General features: G+C 59.0%; 15 protein-coding genes. 9 read left to right on the forward strand and 6 right to left on the reverse strand.

From position 1 onward, the window contains the following. Positions 1–174: 174 nt before the first annotated feature. The 4 genes from J1W56_RS18775 to fhuB are packed head-to-tail and all read left to right on the forward strand — an operon-like array spanning position 175 to position 5,931. Complete coding sequence (locus J1W56_RS18775) at positions 175–2,253, forward strand: TonB-dependent siderophore receptor (protein ID WP_223614816.1); 2,079 nt, start codon at positions 175–177, stop codon at positions 2,251–2,253. Between the two features lie 13 nt (positions 2,254–2,266). Then, positions 2,267–3,046: an ATP-binding cassette domain-containing protein gene (locus tag J1W56_RS18780; RefSeq protein WP_223614817.1), complete on the forward strand. Its 780-nt coding sequence runs from the start codon at positions 2,267–2,269 to the stop codon at positions 3,044–3,046. A 17-nt stretch (positions 3,047–3,063) separates the two neighbouring features. Further along, complete coding sequence (locus tag J1W56_RS18785) at positions 3,064–3,933, forward strand: ABC transporter substrate-binding protein (RefSeq protein WP_223614818.1); 870 nt, start codon at positions 3,064–3,066, stop codon at positions 3,931–3,933. Next, positions 3,934–5,931 (forward strand): Fe(3+)-hydroxamate ABC transporter permease FhuB, encoded by a 1,998-nt coding sequence (gene fhuB / locus J1W56_RS18790; protein WP_223614819.1) that lies wholly within the window; start codon positions 3,934–3,936, stop codon positions 5,929–5,931. Here fhuB and J1W56_RS18795 read toward each other — a convergent pair. Then, positions 5,918–6,436: a sigma-70 family RNA polymerase sigma factor gene (locus tag J1W56_RS18795; RefSeq protein ID WP_223614820.1), complete on the reverse strand. Its 519-nt coding sequence runs from the start codon at positions 6,434–6,436 to the stop codon at positions 5,918–5,920. The two genes, fhuB and J1W56_RS18795, sit on opposite strands and share 14 nt — an antisense overlap. A 323-nt stretch (positions 6,437–6,759) precedes the next feature. Here J1W56_RS18795 and J1W56_RS18800 point away from each other — a divergent pair, with 323 nt between their 5' ends. Continuing rightward, positions 6,760–7,239, forward strand: coding sequence for a class I SAM-dependent methyltransferase (locus J1W56_RS18800; RefSeq protein WP_223614821.1), 480 nt, complete (start codon positions 6,760–6,762; stop codon positions 7,237–7,239). A 34-nt stretch (positions 7,240–7,273) separates the two neighbouring features. On the opposite strand, the gene J1W56_RS18805 is transcribed toward J1W56_RS18800, so the two are convergent. After that, a complete protein-coding gene (locus tag J1W56_RS18805) occupies positions 7,274–9,007 on the reverse strand; it encodes an adenylate/guanylate cyclase domain-containing protein (RefSeq protein ID WP_223614822.1) in 1,734 nt (577 codons plus the stop codon). A gap of 265 nt (positions 9,008–9,272) precedes the next feature. Here J1W56_RS18805 and J1W56_RS18810 point away from each other — a divergent pair, with 265 nt between their 5' ends. Both J1W56_RS18810 and J1W56_RS18815 read left to right on the forward strand, forming a co-directional pair. Next, positions 9,273–10,364: a glycosyltransferase family 4 protein gene (locus J1W56_RS18810; protein ID WP_223614823.1), complete on the forward strand. Its 1,092-nt coding sequence runs from the start codon at positions 9,273–9,275 to the stop codon at positions 10,362–10,364. Further along, complete coding sequence (locus J1W56_RS18815) at positions 10,361–11,131, forward strand: polysaccharide deacetylase family protein (RefSeq protein ID WP_223614824.1); 771 nt, start codon at positions 10,361–10,363, stop codon at positions 11,129–11,131. The genes J1W56_RS18810 and J1W56_RS18815 overlap by 4 nt, the downstream gene beginning before the upstream one ends. Here the strand turns inward: J1W56_RS18815 and J1W56_RS18820 are convergent. Further along, on the reverse strand, positions 11,128–11,958 hold the full coding sequence (locus J1W56_RS18820) for an MBL fold metallo-hydrolase (protein WP_223614825.1): 831 nt from the start codon (positions 11,956–11,958) through the stop codon (positions 11,128–11,130). The two genes, J1W56_RS18815 and J1W56_RS18820, sit on opposite strands and share 4 nt — an antisense overlap. Positions 11,959–12,158: 200 nt before the next feature. Between J1W56_RS18820 and J1W56_RS18825 the strand changes: the two genes are divergently transcribed. Further along, positions 12,159–13,928, forward strand: a complete 1,770-nt coding sequence (locus J1W56_RS18825) for a metallophosphoesterase family protein (RefSeq protein WP_223614826.1) — start codon at positions 12,159–12,161, stop codon at positions 13,926–13,928. 18 nt (positions 13,929–13,946) lie between these two features. Here the strand turns inward: J1W56_RS18825 and J1W56_RS18830 are convergent, their stop codons facing one another. From J1W56_RS18830 to J1W56_RS18840, 3 genes are all read right to left on the reverse strand, one after another. After that, positions 13,947–14,396 (reverse strand): cyclic nucleotide-binding domain-containing protein, encoded by a 450-nt coding sequence (locus J1W56_RS18830; protein ID WP_105733445.1) that lies wholly within the window; start codon positions 14,394–14,396, stop codon positions 13,947–13,949. Positions 14,397–14,441: 45 nt separating this feature from the next. Then, positions 14,442–17,156, reverse strand: coding sequence for an ABC transporter ATP-binding protein (locus J1W56_RS18835; protein WP_223614827.1), 2,715 nt, complete (start codon positions 17,154–17,156; stop codon positions 14,442–14,444). Positions 17,157–17,443: 287 nt separating this feature from the next. Next, a complete protein-coding gene (locus J1W56_RS18840; protein ID WP_223614828.1) occupies positions 17,444–18,502 on the reverse strand; it encodes a histone deacetylase family protein in 1,059 nt (352 codons plus the stop codon). 220 nt (positions 18,503–18,722) lie between these two features. On the opposite strand from J1W56_RS18840, the gene J1W56_RS18845 reads away from it, so the two are divergent. Further along, positions 18,723–19,403, forward strand: coding sequence for an outer membrane protein (locus J1W56_RS18845; protein WP_223614829.1), 681 nt, complete (start codon positions 18,723–18,725; stop codon positions 19,401–19,403). Positions 19,404–19,433 lie beyond the last annotated feature (30 nt).

Consider the following 19,433-nt stretch of genomic DNA (forward strand, 5'->3'; position numbering starts at 1 on the left):
CATGTTTTGAATATGAGAATAATACTCATATTAAATATCGAATAGTCTCAGGGTTTTAACGGGGGTTTGGTCATGCGGGGTTGCAGGACGATGATTTGGAACGGGGTCAATTCAGCTGGGCGCAAGCAGCGTTCGCACAAACGTCTGCTGATGACCACATCGCTGGCAACGCTCATGACTGTCAATCTCGCCTATGCGCAGCAGGCGCCGACCATCGAGCTCAATCCGATTGTCATCAACAGCGGCGACGATGCCACTGGCCCCGGCAATGGCTATCTCGCCAACAGCACCTTGACAGGAACAAAGACGAGCACGCCGCTGCGCGAAGTTCCCCGTTCTGTTTCCATTATCACGCGCGAACAGCTGGATGACCGTCCATCGCAGCGAATCGAGGATGCGCTGGCCTATACGGCGGGGGTGACCAGTTCACCCTGGGGTGTTGACGAACGCTACAATCAATTCATGATCCGTGGTTTTGATGTCGGCCCTTATGCGGTGTCTCGTGACGGGCTGCCGCAGCGGACCATTGATTTCTCCGGCTTCAAGGCCGAGCCTTACGGACTTGAGCGCATCGAGGTGATCAAGGGGGCGGCCTCGGTGCTCTATGGTCAGAACGGTGCCGACGGTCTGGTGAACCTGACGACCAAGCGGCCAACCAAGGACGCGCTGTATAGCGCCTATGCCGGCTACGGCTCGCACAACACCTATGAAGTCGGTCTCGATGCCGGCGGTCCGTTGGACAAGGAAGGCGTGTGGACCTACCGCCTGACGGGTCTGTTCCGCGAGGGGCATGAGGCGATTGATTTTTCCAAGAACAACCGCGTGTTCATTGCACCGGCGATCACCTGGTCTCCCAGCGCCGACACCTCTCTGACGGTCTTCGCCAACTATCAGTGGGATAAGCTTCCGCCCAATACGTTCCTGCCTGTTGCGAGCCCGCTTCATCCCAACCTGCCGAAGTTCTCGCGCAGCTTCACAACGTCGGATCCGGATTTTGACCGCTTCAACGCCAATCATGGCTCGATCGGCTATTCTTTCGAGCATCGTTTCAACGATGCCTGGACGGTTCGCCAGAACCTTCGCTACACCTCGCAGGACACGGATTATCGGCACCTGTATTACACCCAGATGCTGGATGAGCAGACCCTGGGCAGAGCCGCCTTCACGGTTGATGAAACGGCGACCATCTTCAGCGTCGACAACAGTGCGCAGTACGACTACCAGTCCGATCATATCAAGAACACGCTGTTGATGGGCCTCGATTACAATCGCTACACGGTTGACGGTCACAACGGATATGCACCCGGACCCGGTCTCAATTTCGAGAACCCGGTCTATGGCATCGATGTGCCGATGCCGGGAACGATTGTCGACCGGAAGACCACGACAGACCAAGTTGGCATCTATGCGCAGACACAGACCAAGATCAACGATCGCTGGCTGCTCAATCTCGGCGGGCGGCAGTCCTGGTTCGAGGAAAAGACGGATGACCGCCTGAGCAATACAAGAACGGATACATCGGACAATGCCTTCACCGGCAATGTCGGCCTCGGCTATCTCTTCGACAATGGCATCACACCCTATGCGAGCTACTCCACCTCGTTCGTGACCAATATCGGCCAGGATGCCCTGACCGGTTCCCCTTATGCCCCGTCAAAGGCGCGGCAGTACGAGATCGGCGTCAAGTATGATCCCGATTTCATGCCGGCGCATTTTACCGCTGCCTTGTTCGACATCACGAAAACCAATGTACTGGCCTTTGTCAGCGACGGTGCGTATCGCCAGATCGAAGAAGTGCGCCATCGCGGCTTTGAGTTCGAATCCACCGTTGATCTCTTCCACAATGTCAGCCTGACAGGCAGCTACACCTATCTCGACGCTGAAATCACGGCCAGTTCTCTGCCCGAAGTCGGCAACCGCACGCCGATGGTGCCCAAGAACCAGGCATCGCTCTGGGCCAAGTATACCTTTGACTCCGGCCTTCTTCAGGGGCTGAACATCGGTTCCGGTATCCGCTATGTCGGCAGTTCCGTCGGCAGTGGTGCCAGTGGCAAGCAGGTGAACGTTCCTGACTATACGCTGGTCGATGCGGCCGTCAGTTATGAGAAGAATGGATGGAAGGGCGCGCTCAAGGTCAGCAATCTCTTTGACAAGGGCTACTATTCCACCTGCTCGACCGACTATGACAATGCACCGATGTGTATCTACGGCGAAGGCCGGACAATCAAGGGTACCTTGTCGGTCAAATTCTAAGGTCAAACATAAAATGAACGGAACGTCCTTTTCCCTCAGTGGTGTCGGTTTCGATATCGACGGAAGAACCCTGCTTCATCCGCTGACACTGGACGTTCCGAAAGGGGAGGTGGTCGGCATTCTCGGCCATAACGGTTCCGGCAAGTCGACGCTGCTGAAAATCCTGGCCCGGTTCCAGGCGCCGACGCGGGGGCGGGCTGATTATCACGGCCAGCCGCTCGCCTCGTTCCGCCCCAAGGACTATGCCAGGAAGGTTGCCTATCTGCCGCAGCAGACGCCGGACACCGATGGCATGACGGTCAGGGAAGTGGTTTCGCTCGGGCGTTATCCCTGGCACGGGGCGCTTGGTCGCTTCTCGCTCACCGACCGCACCAAAGTGTCCGAAGCCCTTGAGTTGACGGGACTGACGCCGTTTGCCGACCGTATCGTGGACACGCTGTCCGGCGGCGAACGGCAACGCGCCTTTCTCGCCATGCTCATTGCGCAGGATACGGAATGTCTTCTGCTGGATGAGCCGATCTCGGCGCTCGATATCAACCACCAGATCGAAGTGATGAGCCTCATCCGCACGCTGGCGCATGAGCATGATCGCTCGGTCCTGATCGTCCTGCACGATATCAACATGGCCGCGCGCTTCTGCGACCGGCTGATCGCCCTGTCGGGCGGCAGGCTTGTGGCCCATGACGAGACCGATGCGCTGATCACGGCCGACAAGCTCAACGCCATTTACGGGGTCCGCATGGGTATTTTCCGCCATCCGGAAACACAGTCGCCCATAAGCTACGTTCTCTAAGGATCGGGATATTGATGATGGCCGCGCTGCGCCGCCGCGATTTTCTGTTCGGCTCAAGCCTTCTGCTCGCATCGCCGCTGCTCGCGCGTGCTGCCAGGGCTGCGCCGCCGCGCATCATTTCGCTGGACTACGGTTTGGCGCAGACGCTGATCGAATTCGGCACGCCGCCCGTTGGCCTGATCGACACACAGGGCTGGTATGACTGGGTCATGGAGCCGCCCCTGCCGCCGGGCATTGCCAATGTCGGTTCGAACTATGAGATCAACATGGAAATGCTGCAGCTGCTGCAGCCCGATTTGATCATTTCGACACCCTATCTCGAATGGATCAGGCCGCAGCTCGAGACAATCGCGCCGGTCAAATCCTTTCCCATCCATGCGCTCGGATCCTCGCCATATCCGCACATCGTTGCTGCAACGCTGGAGCTGGGGCAGATCGTCGGGCAGCCGCAGGAAGCGCAGGCCCTGATTGACCGCACCGAGCGGCAGCTGTTGGCGGCGAAGGCGGCAACCCGGCGTCTCGCCGAGCAGAAACTGGCCATCATGACGTTTTTGGACGCCCGCAACATTCGGGTGTATGGCCCTGGCGGTATCTTTCAGGACGTTCTCGACCGGCTCGACCTGCACAATGCCTGGACAAGACGAACCAATGAATGGGGTTTCAGCGATGCCGGGCTTGCCGATCTCATTGCCATTGGCGACAGCCGCATTTTCTACATGGATCCGGTTCCGCCGGATGTTCTGGCTGGCTTGGCGGGAAGCCCTTTATGGCAGGCCATGCCCTTTGTTCAAAGGGGCCATGCCGAGCGCATGGCCAGCGTGCTGATGTTCGGCGCCTTGCCGTCGGTCTCCCGCTTCGCCCGTCTTCTGGCTGAGGTAAAAGTCTAGATGTTGCGTACGTCGTCATCCCAACGTCTGATCTGGACAGGTGCCCTGTGGCTGGTTGCGCTCGGCGTTGCTGCTTTCAATCTGTGGCCGATGATCGGCAAGCTCGGTCTTGATGCCGTTTTCCTGCCCCCGCCGGCAAGCGACGGTGAGGCGGTTCTCCTGCACTACAGCCTGCTGCCGCGTCTGGCCATGTCCGTCGTCTGCGGCTTTGCCCTCGGGCTGTCCGGCACGCTTTTCCAGCATGTGCTGCGCAATCCGCTGGCATCGCCCTCGACGCTGGGTATCGAGGCCGGGGCGCAACTGGCGCTTGGCGTGGCGATCCTGTGGTTTCCGGCCTTGCTTGGCTGGAGCCGGGACTTCACCACGGCCATTGGCGGGTTCGCGGCCATGGCCATCGTCTTTGCTGTGGCGTGGCGTTTCCAGTTCCAGCCTGTCACCGTTATCCTGGCGGGTCTCGTCATGGGGCTTTACTGCACCGCAATCACGACCATTCTGGTGCTGATGAACAACCATTATCTCGCCGGCCTGTTCGTCTGGGGCGGCGGCTCGCTCAATCAGAACGACTGGCGCGACGTCAGTGCACTCCTGCCAAAAATCGCTTGCTTCACGTTTCTGGCGTTTCTTCTCGCCCGGCAACTGAATGTGCTGACCCTTGGCGAGGCGGCGCGGGGGCTCGGCATGAAGCTTCAAACCACGCGTGCCCTGACCCTCGTGGTTGCCGTCGCATTGACGACATTCACGGTGAGCGTGGTGGGCATCATCGGCTTCCTCGGCCTCGCCTCGCCGGCCATTGCCCGGGCGATCGGCGCACGGCGCATCAAGGATCGGCTGATCGTCGCGCCCCTTGTCGGTGCGGGGCTGCTTGTACTGATCGACCAGCTCCTGCAGATGCAGGCGGCCGTGACCGGCATCCTGCTGCCGACCGGCGCCGTGACGGCGTTGATCGGGGTGCCGGCATTGCTGATCGTCATGTTGCGCCGCAAGGCCGTGGGGCAGCCGACAGCCGCTGCATCGCCGGTGCGCAGGAGCCGGCACCCGGCGCTGATCCTGACCGCGCTTGCCGGTTTGCTGCTGCTTGCCTGTGTTACCGCCGTCTTTGTCGGCCGCGGCATCGACACGGCCTGGGCCATCCATACCGGCGCCACGCTGGACTCCCTGCTGCCGTGGCGGCTGCCCCGGCTGATTGCGGCGCTGTCTGCCGGAACCATGCTGGCGCTTGCCGGCAGCCTGCTGCAACGGCTGACCGGCAATTCCATGGCCAGCCCCGAGGTGCTCGGCGTCAGCGCGGGTACGGCCTTTGGGCTGCTGTGCGTGCTGTTTGTCGTGGCGCAGCCCGATTATATCAGCAGGTTGCTGGGCGGTTTTCTCGGCGCATCCGCCGTGCTTGTGGCGCTGTTTGCCATGAGCTGGCGCAAAGCGCAGTCGGGCAACCAGTTCCTCATTATCGGCGTCTCGCTAAGTGCGTTCCTGACGGCGCTGATTTCAGTCATCCTGGCATCGGGCGATCCGCGCGCCATGTCGCTGATCAGCTGGATGACGGGATCGACCTACAGTGTCACCGGTCCCGCGGCGGTCATCTCGCTGATCTGCGCTGTAGCGGCAATAGCGGTGGTGCCGGTCTTCCTGCGGCCCTTGCAGCATTTTGCGCTGGGCGAAATGTCCGCCCATTCCCATGGCGTCAATGTCAGGACATTCCGCATCCTTATCCTCGGCTTTGCCGCCCTGTTGACGGCTGTCGCGACGCTCGTCGTCGGGCCGTTGAGCTTTGTCGGTCTGATGGCGCCGCATCTGGCCCAGCGCATCGGACTGACACGCGGATTTCCGCATCTTCTCGGTACGGCTCTGTTTGGCGCGTTGTTGATGGCGATCGCGGATTTCATCGGCCGCACGGCCTATTTCCCGTGGCAATTGCCGACGGGATTGATCGCGACGCTACTGGGCGGTCCGGTGTTTGCGCTGCTGCTTCTGCGTCCGCGCAAGGCGGCTAGGCAACTTTGAGTGATTGCTCGCAGTAGCGGTGGGCATCCTTGATCATGAAGTTCACCAGGGTGCGCGAGACGCCCAGTTCTTCCGCAATATCCTTCTGCGGCACACCTTCGATGCGGTGGCGGATGAACGCGTCGTGGGTGCGCTTGGGCAGATCGTTCAATGAGGTCATGACCCGGTTGAGCGCCTCTGTCATCACGATACAATCAAGCGCGTTGACGCACGGCGCCGGCACGGAATCCACACCGTCCATCGGCATGAGATTCTTCTTCTCGTATTGCCGCTTGCGCGCCTCATCGAGCGCAAGATTATAGACCATGCGGCAGGCATATCCGACCGGACAATGAATGCAATTTGTCTGCATAGTGCAAGCTTTGACGATGGCGTCATGAAATATATCTTCCGCCAGCGCATGGGAGTGCAATACACTTTCGGCAATAGATATCAGTTTATTTTTGTATTTAACCAGTGCATCAATAAGAACATTTTCATCATGAAGACTCTTTTCTTTAGGCATGATCTTTATTCTTTTTTGCATAGGATTGTATTGCCGCTCATGGCAACATGAGATACGGCCAGAAATATTTCAAATTTTGAAATATCCAGCTTTGCAACTATCGCGAGTGCAGCTATACAAGAACTTGAGAAAAAGAGTCAAGTTAAAGAAAATGCGATTTGAAGAGGCGCTGTGAAAGCGGCGGCAAGCCGGGGATTCGAGGGTGGTTCCGCCCGAAGCGATCAAAAAGAATCTACCGGATATGTCGTTTGGCGCGGTCGACCCGGCTGCGTCGGCCTGCTAAGCCAAGCCTGTAGTGAATTGACAGTGGATACCCGATCACCATGAGCCGTCTTGACAGCTTTATCCGCCGCGTGACGGCCCAGCGCGATGTTCTCAACCATATCAGCGACACGGTCAGGGAATTGCCGGGGCCTGTGCTGGAGCTGGGTCTCGGCAATGGCCGCACCTACGATCATTTGCGCGAGCGGTTTCCAGATCGGCGGATCATTGCGTTTGATCGGGCATCCCATGCCTACAAGGCTTCCACGCCCGATCCGGAAAACATGATTATCGGGGAAATCAGGGAAACCGCGCAAAGCTTTGTCGGCATCGACGCGGCCCTGGTGCATGCGGACATCGGCACGGGCTATCCGGACCAGGATGCCATTACCCAGACATGGCTGCCGCAGCTGGCCGCTGGACTGCTTGCCCGTCACGGTATCGTCGCCAGTGGCCTGGCGCTGGACCATCCCGCGCTTGAACTGCTTCCCTTGCCTGCCAGCGTCAAGCCGGGACGTTACTTCCTTTATCGCCGCCGCTGATCCCGCGCGCCAAAGGGCGTATGCCGCGCGCCCTTTACGCGAAACGAATGCTGCTTTCCTGCGGAACAATGTAGACCCGAAGCGGAAGCGCCCGCCCGCGAATGGCAACATCCCTGACCTCAAGCCCTGCGGTATCGGAAGCGGCGAGGGTGACGACGGGTTCAGAAACCACGAGGGTCACGTCGAATTCCTTCGCAACGGCTTCCAGCCGGCTGGCGACATTGACAGTGTCGCCAATCGCGGTCAGGCTCTTCACCGCCCCGTACCCCATCGCGCCGACAATGGCCGGACCGGTGTGAATGCCGATGGCAACGCGCAGGGGCATGCTGAGCTCACCCGCCAGTTCATTGTTCAGCCGTTCGATTTCCTTGACGATGATTGCAGCCGCCTTCAACGCGTTCTTGCAACCGTCGGCGGCAGAACCCGTCAGGCCAAACAGCGCCATTGCCCCATCGCCGATGAATTTGTCGAGCCGTCCCCCCGAACGCTCGACGGCCTGGCCGACGATGGCGAAGTACCGGTTGAGCAGGAAAACGATATCATAGGGCAGCCGGGCTTCCGTCAGCATGGTGAAGCTGCGGATATCGCAAAACAGGATGGCGATTTCGCGCTCCCGTCCGGGGCTCGCCTGCTGGCTGCCTGCCGGTACGATGCTTTCAAGGCTGGGCACGAGAAGCGGTGCAACACTGATATTGGCGGTTGGATGCAACTGACAGGCGAGACGCACGCCATAATCCGCCCCGATACGGGTGAGAGTGGTCTGCTCGATCGGTTCGGGCGGAGGCAGGGTCTCGGCGCCCTCCAGAACCTGGACACGACAGGTTGAACACCGGCCTTTGCCGCCGCAGACCGCGTAATGCGGTATGCCGCCGAGGCGGCTGGCTTCAAGGACGCTGAACCCGAGGGGAACGCGCACGCTTTCGCCATCGGCATAGCGGATTTCAATCTGGGTCGCGCGCTCGCGCCAGCGGCGGCGGATTCGCAAGGCGACAACCAGCGCCAGCCCGCCGCCAAAGGCGCCATACAATCCGGTCTTGATCAGAAACTCGTCTTGCTTGACCTCGGCGCGTTCAGCCGGGGAGGCGTAGCGCGTGGCATTGAAGTTCTTGTGACCCTGATAACCCGATGAAGGGAACTCGCCGTAGCCCGAGGCGGGCGACATGTTGGCGATGGTCCGGCCGGTATTGGCAAAACCAAGCAGGGCGAGCACCGGCAACAGGATGGCGACGGTCAACAGCACCGGTGCAGCGCTTTGATACGATTGCCGGTAGCGCAGCCAGAAATGGATGCCGATGCAGCCGTGGCACCAGATGACGATCAGGGCGAGGGTCTGCTTGACGCCGTTGAAGGGCGAGGTGATCCAGAAACCGCGTATGATCGCTTCGTAGCTGTCGTAGTAGTTGGATAACTCATGGCGGATGCGCGTGCCGACCACGTGGTCGATGATGAGCAGCGGGATCACCAGCCCCAGAATGATCTGCAGCGCTTCACCCACCGGCATGTAGAACGTCCGTCGCAGGTAGAGTGCCCGCATCGCGAGCATGACATGCGTGACCGCAGCGCCGTAGAAAAGGGTGGTGCCGACGGGATTGCGCCAAATGGCGAGAAACCATCGGCGTCCTTCCTCGGCGGCGGCAAGCGAGATGAGGTTGAGCGCGTGATTGGTCAGATGCAAGGTCAGGAATGTGAGCATGATCAAGCCCGATGCCAGCCGCGCCCTGCGCAGGGACCGCTCGGAAAGCATGGGTGCTATCGTTGTTATCGTCATGAATACCGCATCAATTCCCGTATCTTGTCAGCCATATGGTTTCCCCTGTCCTCCGTCGCCGTGCAAAGCTTATGCGAGCCCATCTGATTTGGCGAGCGGGAGGCGAGCGATCAAGCGCAATGATGGCTTTTTGACAAACAATCATGGCGGTGCAGATCAAAAGATTGTTAGTGTCAGACGCCCCGAACCGGCTATAGATTTGCCGGAATCGGCAAGCGTTCGCCGAAATGGTTGAAACGATTGTGAAATACTGGATTGCGTGCGCATGCAGGTTGCCTTTTACGCGCCCTTGAAATCACCCAATCACGCGACGCCGTCGGGCGATCGTGAGATGGCTCGGCTGCTCATGTCAGCGCTGCGCAGAGCCGGACACCAGGTCGAAGTCGTGTCGGAGCTGCGCAGCTTCAGCGCATCGCCGGCAATCGAAGAGCGCGAACCCATCGCCGCGGCGGCGCGCGCCGAGGTCGAGCGCCTCACAGGCCTCTGGCAGACCGGACGAAAACCTGATCTCTGGTTCTGTTATCACCCCTATTACAAGGCGCCGGACCTGATCGGCCCCGTCATGGCAGCGGCGATGGATATTCCCTACATCACCGCGGAAGCATCCTATTCGCCGCGCCGCAATGCGCTTGGCTGGGCCGGGACGCAGATTCTCGTGGCCGAAGCGGTGCGCGCAGCAGCAGTCAACCTGTGTTTTACGCAACGCGACATGGATGGGCTCGCAAGCAGTATTCCCGGCGCGCGCCTTGCCCGGTTGCAACCGTTTATCGATACCGCGCCTTTTCGTGAAAGCAGCGTCGGGCATAATCCGCATCGGCTGGTCACCGTGGCGATGATGCGGCCGGGTGACAAGTTTCGCAGCTATGAAATGCTGGCCAAGGCTCTGTCACGGATTGTCGAACGGCCCTGGACCCTGGTGATTGTCGGCGACGGTCCGGCCCGCAATGACGTGCAGGCGCTGTTTGCCGCTTTCGGTGATCGCATCCAGTGGCTCGGACAGCGGAACGCCGGTGACATTGCCGCGTTATTGCGTCAGGGTGGTGCCTATGTCTGGCCCGGTTGCGGCGAAGCCTACGGTATCGCCTATCTTGAGGCACAGGCAGCGGGTTTGCCGGTTGTTGCGCAGGCAACGGCTGGCGTTCCCGAAGTAGTCGAGGATGGTGTGACCGGTTTCCTGACGCGGGACGATGATGTGCCGGCTTACGCCGCCGCCATCGCCAGCCTTTTGGATGACAATGATCTGCGGCAGTCCATGGGCGCGCGGGCGCGGCGGTTTGTTCTGGAGGAGCGATCGCTGGAGAATGCGGTACGACAACTGGATGCTGTGCTGACACAATTCATGGGACGGAGCCGATGACGGAAGACCCAATCTGGCAGCTTCTGCAGGCGGAACTCGCGCGCTGGATCCATGCCAGCCGCAGTGCAAAATTCTGGTTGCGCGATGACGATGCGGTCGAGCCGACCGCCGCGCTGGACCGCCTCATCGGCCTGGCCAACGATTTTGACGTGCCGGTGACGCTCGCGGTGATACCAGCCCATACGGGCGAGGCGCTGGCGGAACGCCTCGCGGCGGAGCGCCGGATCTGCGTGGCGGTTCACGGTTGGTCGCATGAAAACCATGCGCCGAAGGACCGGAAGAAGCAGGAGCTCGGCCCTGACCGGCCTCACGAGTTGGTGCTGCGGCAATTGCGCGAGGGGTGCGTGCTGCTCGCCAGGCTGTATCCTGATCGGTTTGTGCCCGTTCTTGTGCCGCCCTGGAACCGGATTGATGCGGCACTCCTGCCCTATCTCAAAGCTTGCGGGTTCAAGGCGCTCTCCGTGTTTGGCCCGGCCAAGCCGGTGGAAACCTCGGTGCCGCAGATCAACACCCATGTCGATCTGATGGACTGGCACGGCACGCGCGGCTGCCGCGACCACGCGGAACTGGTCGGCGCCATCGTGGAGCAGCTGCGGCTGCGGTTTGACGGAAGCGGTGAGCCAATCGGGATTCTGACCCATCATCTTGTTCACGACGAGTCGGCATGGGTATTCCTGACCAAACTCTTTCAGGTCGTTGCGCTAACTTCGGGCGGGCGCTGGCTCTCTATTGCTGATCTGATGAAGAGCCAGAAGCCAGCGGGTTAAAGATCGATGACCTGGCCGTCGCGGGCGGCAAATGTCCCGCTGAAGCGCTCTCGGGCCAATGTCTCGAATGCGTCGATCTCGTCATCGGTGCGCGAGGGCGCGTGATGGAAGAGCGCCAGTTTGCCGATCTTGCCGGCCGCCGCCAGCTTGACACCGTGCTGCCATGTGGAATGGCCATAGCCGAAGCGCCGCGGCATCTCGTCTTCCGTGTAAGTACAGTCGTAGACGACGAGATCGGCACCATCGATCAGGCGCAGCACGGCCGGGTCGAGGATACCGGCTTCGTGTTCCGTGTCGTAAATGAGCGCGAGCACCTTGCCCGCCCATTCGATGCGGTAGCCGATACAGCCGCCGGGATGGTTCAGGCTGTCGGTCCGGATGGTGACGCCCTCGCGCGGTGTCAACACATCGCCGGAGCGGAAATCGCGAAAGCCGAGGCTTGCCTTGCAAATATCCGGCTCGACGGGAAACCAGGGCGGCCGCATGAACTGGCGGACCATTTCCCGGGTGGTCATGATCCCCGCGAGGTGGCCGGACCAGAGCCGTACATTCATCATCGGATTGTAGAGGGGGGCAAAATACGGCAGGCCGATAATGTGATCATAATGGCTGTGGGTGAAAATAATATCGATCTGGTCCACGCCTTCCACCGACAGGGCATCACCCGCCTGACGCAGGCCGGAGCCCCCGTCAAAGATCATTCTATGTTCACCGCAACGCACTTCGATACATGACGTGTTTCCGCCATAGCGTTCAAATTCGGGGCCGGAAACTGGTACGCTGCCACGCGTTCCCCAGAATTTCACCCGAAATATCTCTTCACTCATACGTTTCTCACACCCAATTCCCCGTTTTTTTGGTCATCGTAACCAAACTGCAGACGTTATGCGAGGCTTGGATTTTGTTTTATTGGCTAAGTGCGCAATAAAAGTCTGCCATTCAGCATATGTAGGCGATAGCGATTTGTTTTTTAAGCTTTATGACAATCGCTGATACAAATGTATAAAATCATCGGAACATCTGATTCATGTCCTCATCCGCATTTCCGCCTGTCGCCATCATCGCAGATGCCCATTTTCACGATCTTTACGGCGATTATGATTTTGCCGGGGTAGAGGCCGGCGGCCGGCGCATGACAGCGCGGCGCCTGACGGATACGGTGCGCTCCACCCGGGTTTTCAACGAAAGCTATTTTGCCCTGCGCACGGCCCTGGACGAGGTCGTGCAACGGGGAATCAAGCAGGTCGTCCTGCTCGGGGACTATTCCGATGACGGGCAGGTTGCGACGCTGAACGCACTTCGGCTTTTGCTGGATGGCTACACCAAAGCGCATGGGCTGGTCTTTACCGCCACTCCGGGAAACCACGACATATTCGGCCCCGAAGGGCGGCATCATGCCAAGCGCCTGCTCAACCCCGACGGCACATACACCATCGTTGCCAGTGACAGCGCATTCATTGACGAGGATGCGGACGGGATGGTCGTAACGGACAAGATGTTCTGCGCAGGCTATCCCGAGGGATTGCGGGCTCTGCCGGATCTCGGGTTCTTTCGCCGCGCGGGCGATCTGCACTGGGAAACGCCCTTCGGGCCGGACGATGCGCCGGAACAGCGGCTCTATCCGGTGCGCTCAGCCGACGGCACAAATGAGTACCGCCTGATGGATGCATCCTATCTTGTCGAGCCGGTGGCGGGCCTCTGGCTGTTGATGATCGACGCCAATGTTTTCGAACCGCGTGACGGCGATTTCGAGCGCGGCAGTTCCGGCGCATTCATCGACAGCACCAATGCCGGCTGGAATGCCATGCTGCGGCACAAGCGGTTTGTCATCGAATGGATCAAGGACGTCACGAGGCGGGCGGAGCTTGAAGGTAAGAAGCTGCTTACATTCTCGCACTACCCGATGCTGGATATCCTCGATGGCACGCATGACGATGAAAGGCAGGTCATCGGCAACACGGGCTCGGTCAAGCGCATGCCGCTGCCGGATGTTGCCGCCGCGATGATGGATGCCGGGATGAGGATACATTTTAGCGGCCATCTGCATGTCAATGATACCGCGAGGGTTGCGCAGGATGCGTCCTGGCTGATCAATATCGGTGTGCCGTCACTGGTGGCATTTCCGCCCGCGTTCAAGGTCGTCACCTTCGAGGCGCAGACCCTTAAAGTTGAAACCGTCGGGATTGACCGACAGGCGATCGATCCGCGCCTGAACGCCCTGTACCGGACCGAAATCGATCTGACCGGCAAGAAGATCGGAAAGATGCTCGATGCCGCGGATTACGGAGCCTTCATCTCCGAGCACGTCGATCAGCTGGTCGTGCACCGGTACCTGCGGCGCGAATGGCCCAGGGACATGGCGCGGGCTCTACCGTTGCTCACCCTCGGTGACCTGCTCACACTCAGCCTGTTCGATCAGCCCGTGGATATGGATGCGACCATCATCCTTGTCCATGCCGAGCGCGGGCGTGCCGAGACCAAAGCCAGGCTGGATGCCTTGCTGGCGGGCAGGGAGGTTGCCCTCGAGTCTTTCGACGGGATCACGGTGCAGGAATTTCTGGGCGACTGGTACCGCCTCAGAATGGGCAGCGAAATGGCGCTCGATCGCATACCAGCGGGAAGACTGGCCATCTATCACATCCTGATCGATGTTTTTGCCGTGTCCGATGCATTGGAAACGGGCGGCGCGCAGGAGCGGTTTGCCCGGATTGTGCGTATGATGGGCTGCTATCTCTCAGGATTGCCGTCGCGCCATTTCAGGATCGATCTTGCCACCGGCAGCGTCGAAAAAGTCTGATAATTTGAAAAATGCCGGTCAGTGCTTGCTGCGCTCTTCCGAGAGCTCCGCTGTCGTATGGCTCAGCCGGCTGGCGAGAACCCGCATGATTTCGATGGTCATCTCGGGATAGTCGCTCAGCAGCTTGAGAAAATGCTCCTTGCTGATGCGCAGGGCCTCAAGCGGGGTTGAGGCCGTAACCGTGGCCGTGCGCAGGACATCGCAAAGGATCGCGATCTCGCCGACGATGGAATCGTGCTCGACTTCAGCGACCTTGATCTGTCCGTTGGGCGTATCGACGCTGACCTCGGCCGTACCCGACAGAATAACGTAGGCGGCATCGCCCATATCGCCTTGACGGAACAAAGCCTGATCGGCGCGATAGCTGACACGATCCGACGTAAAGGCCAGAAGCTTGAGCTTCGCTGGCGCCACACCAGAAAACAGCGGAATCCGCCGCAACATTTCGACTTCGTCTTTCAGAAGCATGAACGTCCAATACCCCCAAGTGCCACTCTACCCAGACATAGAGTATTACGATACCAGTTCTTTGAATATACCGTTTTTCTCCAAAAGAGTCGCGTGTGTTCCATCTTCGACCAAAGTCCCGCGATCGAATACAAGGACGCGATCGAACAGGTTTGCCAGTGAAGAATTAGCCAGCACCCAGATAATCGCGGGTGCGTGACCTTCCTCATGCAGATCCTGCATGATATTGCGCGTGATCTGATCCTGAACACGCTGGTCGAGTGCAGGCAGCGGCCGATTGAAAATCACATAATCGGACCGCTTGAGCAGAGCCCTGGCGACATTCAGCTTCTGTCTTTGCACATTGGTGATGCGTTTGCCGCCCGATCCGACGTCGAAATCAAGGCCGATAGACAAGACGCTGTCATAAAGCCCGAGTTCGTCAAAGAGATTGCGCAGGATGACGCGAATCCGATCCGGCCCATCGGCCTGCGCGTATCCGATCCTTCCGAACAGAACATTGTCCATCAGGTTAGCCGAAGTAATGAATTTCTTGGGATCGTAGCGTTCAATGACGGCCTTGAGATCATCCGGCAAATTCTTGTGGAAGCGAAGCCGTGCCTCGACAATTTTTGCCATGAGTTCATCGGTCAACAGACCGAAGCGGTGCCGCGGCTCGATGTAAGCAAAACTCAGGCGGATGATATTCGATCGTTCGTCGGGCGAGGCGGCGTCAAAATCGCGTCCCTGCAGCTTCTGCAACAGCAATTGATAGGCCGGAATATCGTCCGCCGTCATGAAGGTGAGCTGCTGGAAGAACGGATGGTCCGGCGGCAGGTCCTCGAACAGTTCGATGGCGTTGGCCGCAATTTCCAGACCCATCTTGTAAAGATCGACATTGAGGCCGCTCTCGCGCAGGATCGAGCGGAAATAGGGATGGGCGGCAAGTCGAAGATTGGTCATCATCGGCCGCTTCACCGTGCCGAAGAGGAGATTTTCACCGATGGTTGCCTGCGGATTATAGACCTTCGGTTCAAACGGGACGACGAGCCCGTCAAGGTTTTCATCCTGGAGGGTTTTGCGAAGCGCCTGCCGCAGTTCGACGATGCGGCCCGTCAGGTCGGAATGGGTTGCGGTGTCCACCTGCGAGCGAAGCGCCAGATCGACGATGTCCTGCGAGATCATGACCGCTTCGAGCACCGGCCGCACGACGCTGAAAAGATCCTGGGGTCCCGTGACGCCGGCAGATTGGTAGTCGACCCAATCACTGTTGAGATCAAGGTCCGGATTGCCGGCAAGCCGCGCTTCGTTGATGTTCCATTTGTATTTGGCGGCCTTGGTCCCGTCATATTCGACCTTGGTCAGGGGCGCATGCTTGAGGCCATAGAGAAGGTTGTCGCGCAGCGTTCCGTGGAAGAAATAGGCATCGGAGGCGGCATAGGCGATGCGCCGCCCGGTGATCGATTCCGGCAGCTCGAGAATATCCGTGCCGTCAATGGTGATGCGGCCGGAATCAGGCCAGATCAGGCGGCCGAAGGCTTCCGCCATCGCCTCGCCGCCGCCGCCGCTTGCGCCGACGATGGCCACCGTCTCGCCCAGTTTGATCTCGAGCGAGACGTGCTCGACAAGGCGCGCACCGCTATCGTCTGAGAGGGTAAGGTTCACCGCATTCAGCGAATGTTCCAGTTTTCCCACCGGTTCGCGCACAACCGCCTGGATATGCGGATCGACCAGCATATCGACATTGAACTGCTCGACGACCTGCGCATATTTCACCTGCACATCCTGGCGCGACTGATCCCAGTCGATCAGTTCCTTCAGCGGTCCGGGCAAATCCTTGTAGGCATTGATGACCGCAACCAGCTGGCCGATATCCAGCCGGCCCTGCAGGGCGAGAACGCCGCCAATGGAATAGAAGAGGAAGGGCGTGATCTGTGCGAGGAAGTTGTTGATGAATTTGACCAGGAATTTCCACTGGTAAAGATCGTAGCGGATGGAGAAGATCAGCCCCAGACGCGCCGCAATATCCGCGCGTTCATAATTGGACGTGTCGTTGCCGTGAATGGTGCCGATACCATCGACGATCTCACCGACGCGGCCCGAAAGCTCGCGTGCCGTCAACTGACGCTGCCGCCCGAGCTCCAGCAATCGTTTGCGCATGCGCGGAATGACGACGCCCTGCACGGCAACAATCCCGGCGGCAATCATGCCAAGCCAGAAATTCTGCAGAATGATGAAGACAAGCGCCGTGATGGCCTGTCCGCCGAGGAGGGCTGGCTGAACGAACGCATCGCCGGTGAAACCGCCCATCGGCTCCACCTCATCCTTGATCATCGTTGCAATTTCGGCCGATTTTACCCTTTTGAACTGGCTCGGGGGAAACCGCAGAACGCGATCGATCAATTCAAAGCGGATGCGGCGCAACATGCGCTCGCCCAGCCGGCCCTTATAGGTGTTGATGTAGAGCTTGAAGAGGCCGTTGATCACCACAAGCAGCAGAAACACAAGGCTCAGCGCCATCAGCATTTCGAAGCGCGTCAGCTGGAGCCCTTTGAAGAACATCACCTTGCCGAAATAGGGCAGCGTATACTGGATGCGCATGAAGGTCTGCGTTGCGCCTTCCACTTCGAATCCCGTGCCCTGTATGGGGCCGTTGACAATCTGTTTCGGCAAATCGAACGACAGGAAATACGGGATCATCGAGGCCGCAACGACCATCAATATCCATATTTGCTGGAACCGCGTGTTCGACCAGATATAGCGCGTTAAACTTTTTTCCATGGGTAACCGTAAGCTGTCAAATAAGCTGAATTCTGAACAATTCGAATAGGTTGTATTCCGGTGAGAGCCTCCTTTTGAAACCGTTCGGTGCAATGACGTGGAGGGCAAAAATGGATGGTAATGTCTATATCTTCCAGGATTGGCAGGAATCCCCCGAACCTTTCAACTGTTCAGTTTACAACACAGGGTAGCCGAACGCTATATGGTCACACCCAATTGTATGGATATCCGGGGGCTGGGGCACGGACGTTTTTCAGTCCCCGCTCAGCACGCGGAAATGTCTTCGTTTACGGCTCGTCCCGCGATGCCCGATAAGCGGCCATGAAACGCGGAGCCGCTTCGGCAACGGCGCTCAGCGAATAGCCGCCCTCCTGCACGATAACCGCAGGCAGATTGACAGCCCCCCACAGAGCGCCGATTTCCGCATAGGCGTCCGTGGTCACCTTCAGGCGTGAGAGCGGGTCGTCGTGGTGGGCGTCCCAACCCGCCGATATCACCAGCGCCGTCGATCCATGCGCGGCCACGGCGGCGGCAAGCCGACGGTTGGCGTCGATAAATGCGGCATCGCCGCTGCCTTCGGACAGAGGCAGGTTGAGATTGGTACCCTGGCCTGCGCCTGCTCCCGTTTCGTCGGCATAGCCGCTGTAGTGCGGATAGTAGTTGGATGGGTCGGTGTGGGTGGAGCCGAAGAACACGTCGTCACGGGTGTAGAAAATGGCCTGGGTGCCATCGCCGTGATGGGTGTCGAAATCGATGATGGCAACGCGATCATGGCGCTTGCGCAGATGCTGGGCGACAATGGCTGCATTGTTGAAATAGCAGAAACCCGCGGCGCGGTCCGCATAGGCGTGATGGCCGGGCGGGCGGCAAAGGGCGAATGACTGGCGCGCGCCATTCAGGACGGCATCGGCAGCGGCAATGGCCGTCTGGGCCGAGGCATAGGCAGCCGCGTAGGTGTGCTCCATCATCGCGCAGGACAGGCCGTTGATGTACCAGCCCGCCTGACCCAGAATGCCTGTCGGGCGCGGACGTGCGCGCACGCCGAAATCCCGGCCGGCGCCCTGATAGGAATTCACATTGGGCAAAACCTCCGGCCCGTGGTTGGGCAGTTGCATGAACCTGTCATAGGCGGTTTGCAGGAATGCGACGTAGTGATCGGCATGCACGGCAAGGATGGGATCGAGCCCGGCATCGCCCGGCTCTTCCTGCGCCAATCCAAGTTCGGCGAGAGCATCGATCAGGGTATGGGCGCGTGCCGGGTTCTCAAGCGGGTCGGTGATCCTGCCATTGATCATGTATTGCTTGGGTTGATGGGCCATCTGCCGGCTGTCAAAGAACAGTTTCATGCGTTCCGTCGCTTTGTCACGGTGAGTCGTAGCGAAAGCTTATTCGCTGCCGCAGGCAATGCAATCCGGGAAGTCTTGCTGCAACCGAACCAGCCCGCCCTGATTGGTATTTCACGGGGCTTTGCTTTTACTGATCATGCTTAACCGGAACTTAACGGGCTCATCCTAATGTAGAGATAAGGGGCGGGGTCCCCAGAGTTAATCACCTTGGGGATTGATAATGCGTTATACGAAAACGTTCCTTTCTGCTGCCTCCTTCTTCTCTCTGCTTGGCAGCCATGTTCTTGCGGCTGATCTTGGTCCGGCGACTTTTCCGGAACGGGCGCCGTATATGCCGGTTGAGACAGCATCGGGCTGGTATCTGCGCGGCGACGTTGCCTACAATTTTTCGTCAACGGTCAAGGCTCATGTTGATTATCCCGGCGGCAGTACGCCAAGCGAATATGAGTTGAAGCGGGGCTTCTCGCCCTTCATCGGCGTGGGCTATCAGTTCAATAACTACCTGCGTGCGGACGCAACCGTCGGTTACAGTCAGCGCGACAGCAACTACTATGAAACGACGACGGATCTGTGGGAAGCCATGGCGAACGCCTATGTTGACCTTGGCAATTACTACGGAATTACACCCTATGTGGGCGGCGGCATCGGCTTTGCCAATGTCAATTACGACTATCAGGGTCCCGTCGATGCACGGCTTAAATCCGGCGGCACAAACCGCTTTGAATGGGCGCTCATGGCCGGTATTGCGGTTGATATAACCCCGCGCCTCAAGCTGGATCTGGGCTATCGCTATGCGGATATCGGCGGCAAGGACCTGTATCAGAATGGCGATGTGACCATCCGCGACGATGGCATCAAAACCCATCAGATCCGGGCGGGTGTTCGCTTCAACACCTGGTGATCCGCACTGGCATGCCGGTTTGCCACCGCT

Source organism: Phyllobacterium calauticae (assembly GCF_019991125.1).
Classification (GTDB): Bacteria; Pseudomonadota; Alphaproteobacteria; order Rhizobiales; family Rhizobiaceae; genus Phyllobacterium; species Phyllobacterium calauticae.

Excerpts from the sequence above, each read along its gene's own strand:
- J1W56_RS18775 (WP_223614816.1), top strand. The coding sequence starts at position 175 with ATGACTGTCAATCTCGCCTATGCGCAGCAGGCGCCGACCATCGAGCTC.
- J1W56_RS18780 (WP_223614817.1), top strand. The coding sequence starts at position 2,267 with ATGAACGGAACGTCCTTTTCCCTCAGTGGTGTCGGTTTCGATATCGAC.
- J1W56_RS18785 (WP_223614818.1), top strand. The coding sequence starts at position 3,064 with ATGGCCGCGCTGCGCCGCCGCGATTTTCTGTTCGGCTCAAGCCTTCTG.
- fhuB (WP_223614819.1), top strand. The coding sequence starts at position 3,934 with ATGTTGCGTACGTCGTCATCCCAACGTCTGATCTGGACAGGTGCCCTG.
- J1W56_RS18795 (WP_223614820.1), bottom strand. The coding sequence starts at position 6,436 with ATGCCTAAAGAAAAGAGTCTTCATGATGAAAATGTTCTTATTGATGCA.
- J1W56_RS18800 (WP_223614821.1), top strand. The coding sequence starts at position 6,760 with ATGAGCCGTCTTGACAGCTTTATCCGCCGCGTGACGGCCCAGCGCGAT.
- J1W56_RS18805 (WP_223614822.1), bottom strand. The coding sequence starts at position 9,007 with ATGACGATAACAACGATAGCACCCATGCTTTCCGAGCGGTCCCTGCGC.
- J1W56_RS18810 (WP_223614823.1), top strand. The coding sequence starts at position 9,273 with ATGCAGGTTGCCTTTTACGCGCCCTTGAAATCACCCAATCACGCGACG.
- J1W56_RS18815 (WP_223614824.1), top strand. The coding sequence starts at position 10,361 with ATGACGGAAGACCCAATCTGGCAGCTTCTGCAGGCGGAACTCGCGCGC.
- J1W56_RS18820 (WP_223614825.1), bottom strand. The coding sequence starts at position 11,958 with ATGAGTGAAGAGATATTTCGGGTGAAATTCTGGGGAACGCGTGGCAGC.
- J1W56_RS18825 (WP_223614826.1), top strand. The coding sequence starts at position 12,159 with ATGTCCTCATCCGCATTTCCGCCTGTCGCCATCATCGCAGATGCCCAT.
- J1W56_RS18830 (WP_105733445.1), bottom strand. The coding sequence starts at position 14,396 with ATGCTTCTGAAAGACGAAGTCGAAATGTTGCGGCGGATTCCGCTGTTT.
- J1W56_RS18835 (WP_223614827.1), bottom strand. The coding sequence starts at position 17,156 with ATGGAAAAAAGTTTAACGCGCTATATCTGGTCGAACACGCGGTTCCAG.
- J1W56_RS18840 (WP_223614828.1), bottom strand. The coding sequence starts at position 18,502 with ATGAAACTGTTCTTTGACAGCCGGCAGATGGCCCATCAACCCAAGCAA.
- J1W56_RS18845 (WP_223614829.1), top strand. The coding sequence starts at position 18,723 with ATGCGTTATACGAAAACGTTCCTTTCTGCTGCCTCCTTCTTCTCTCTG.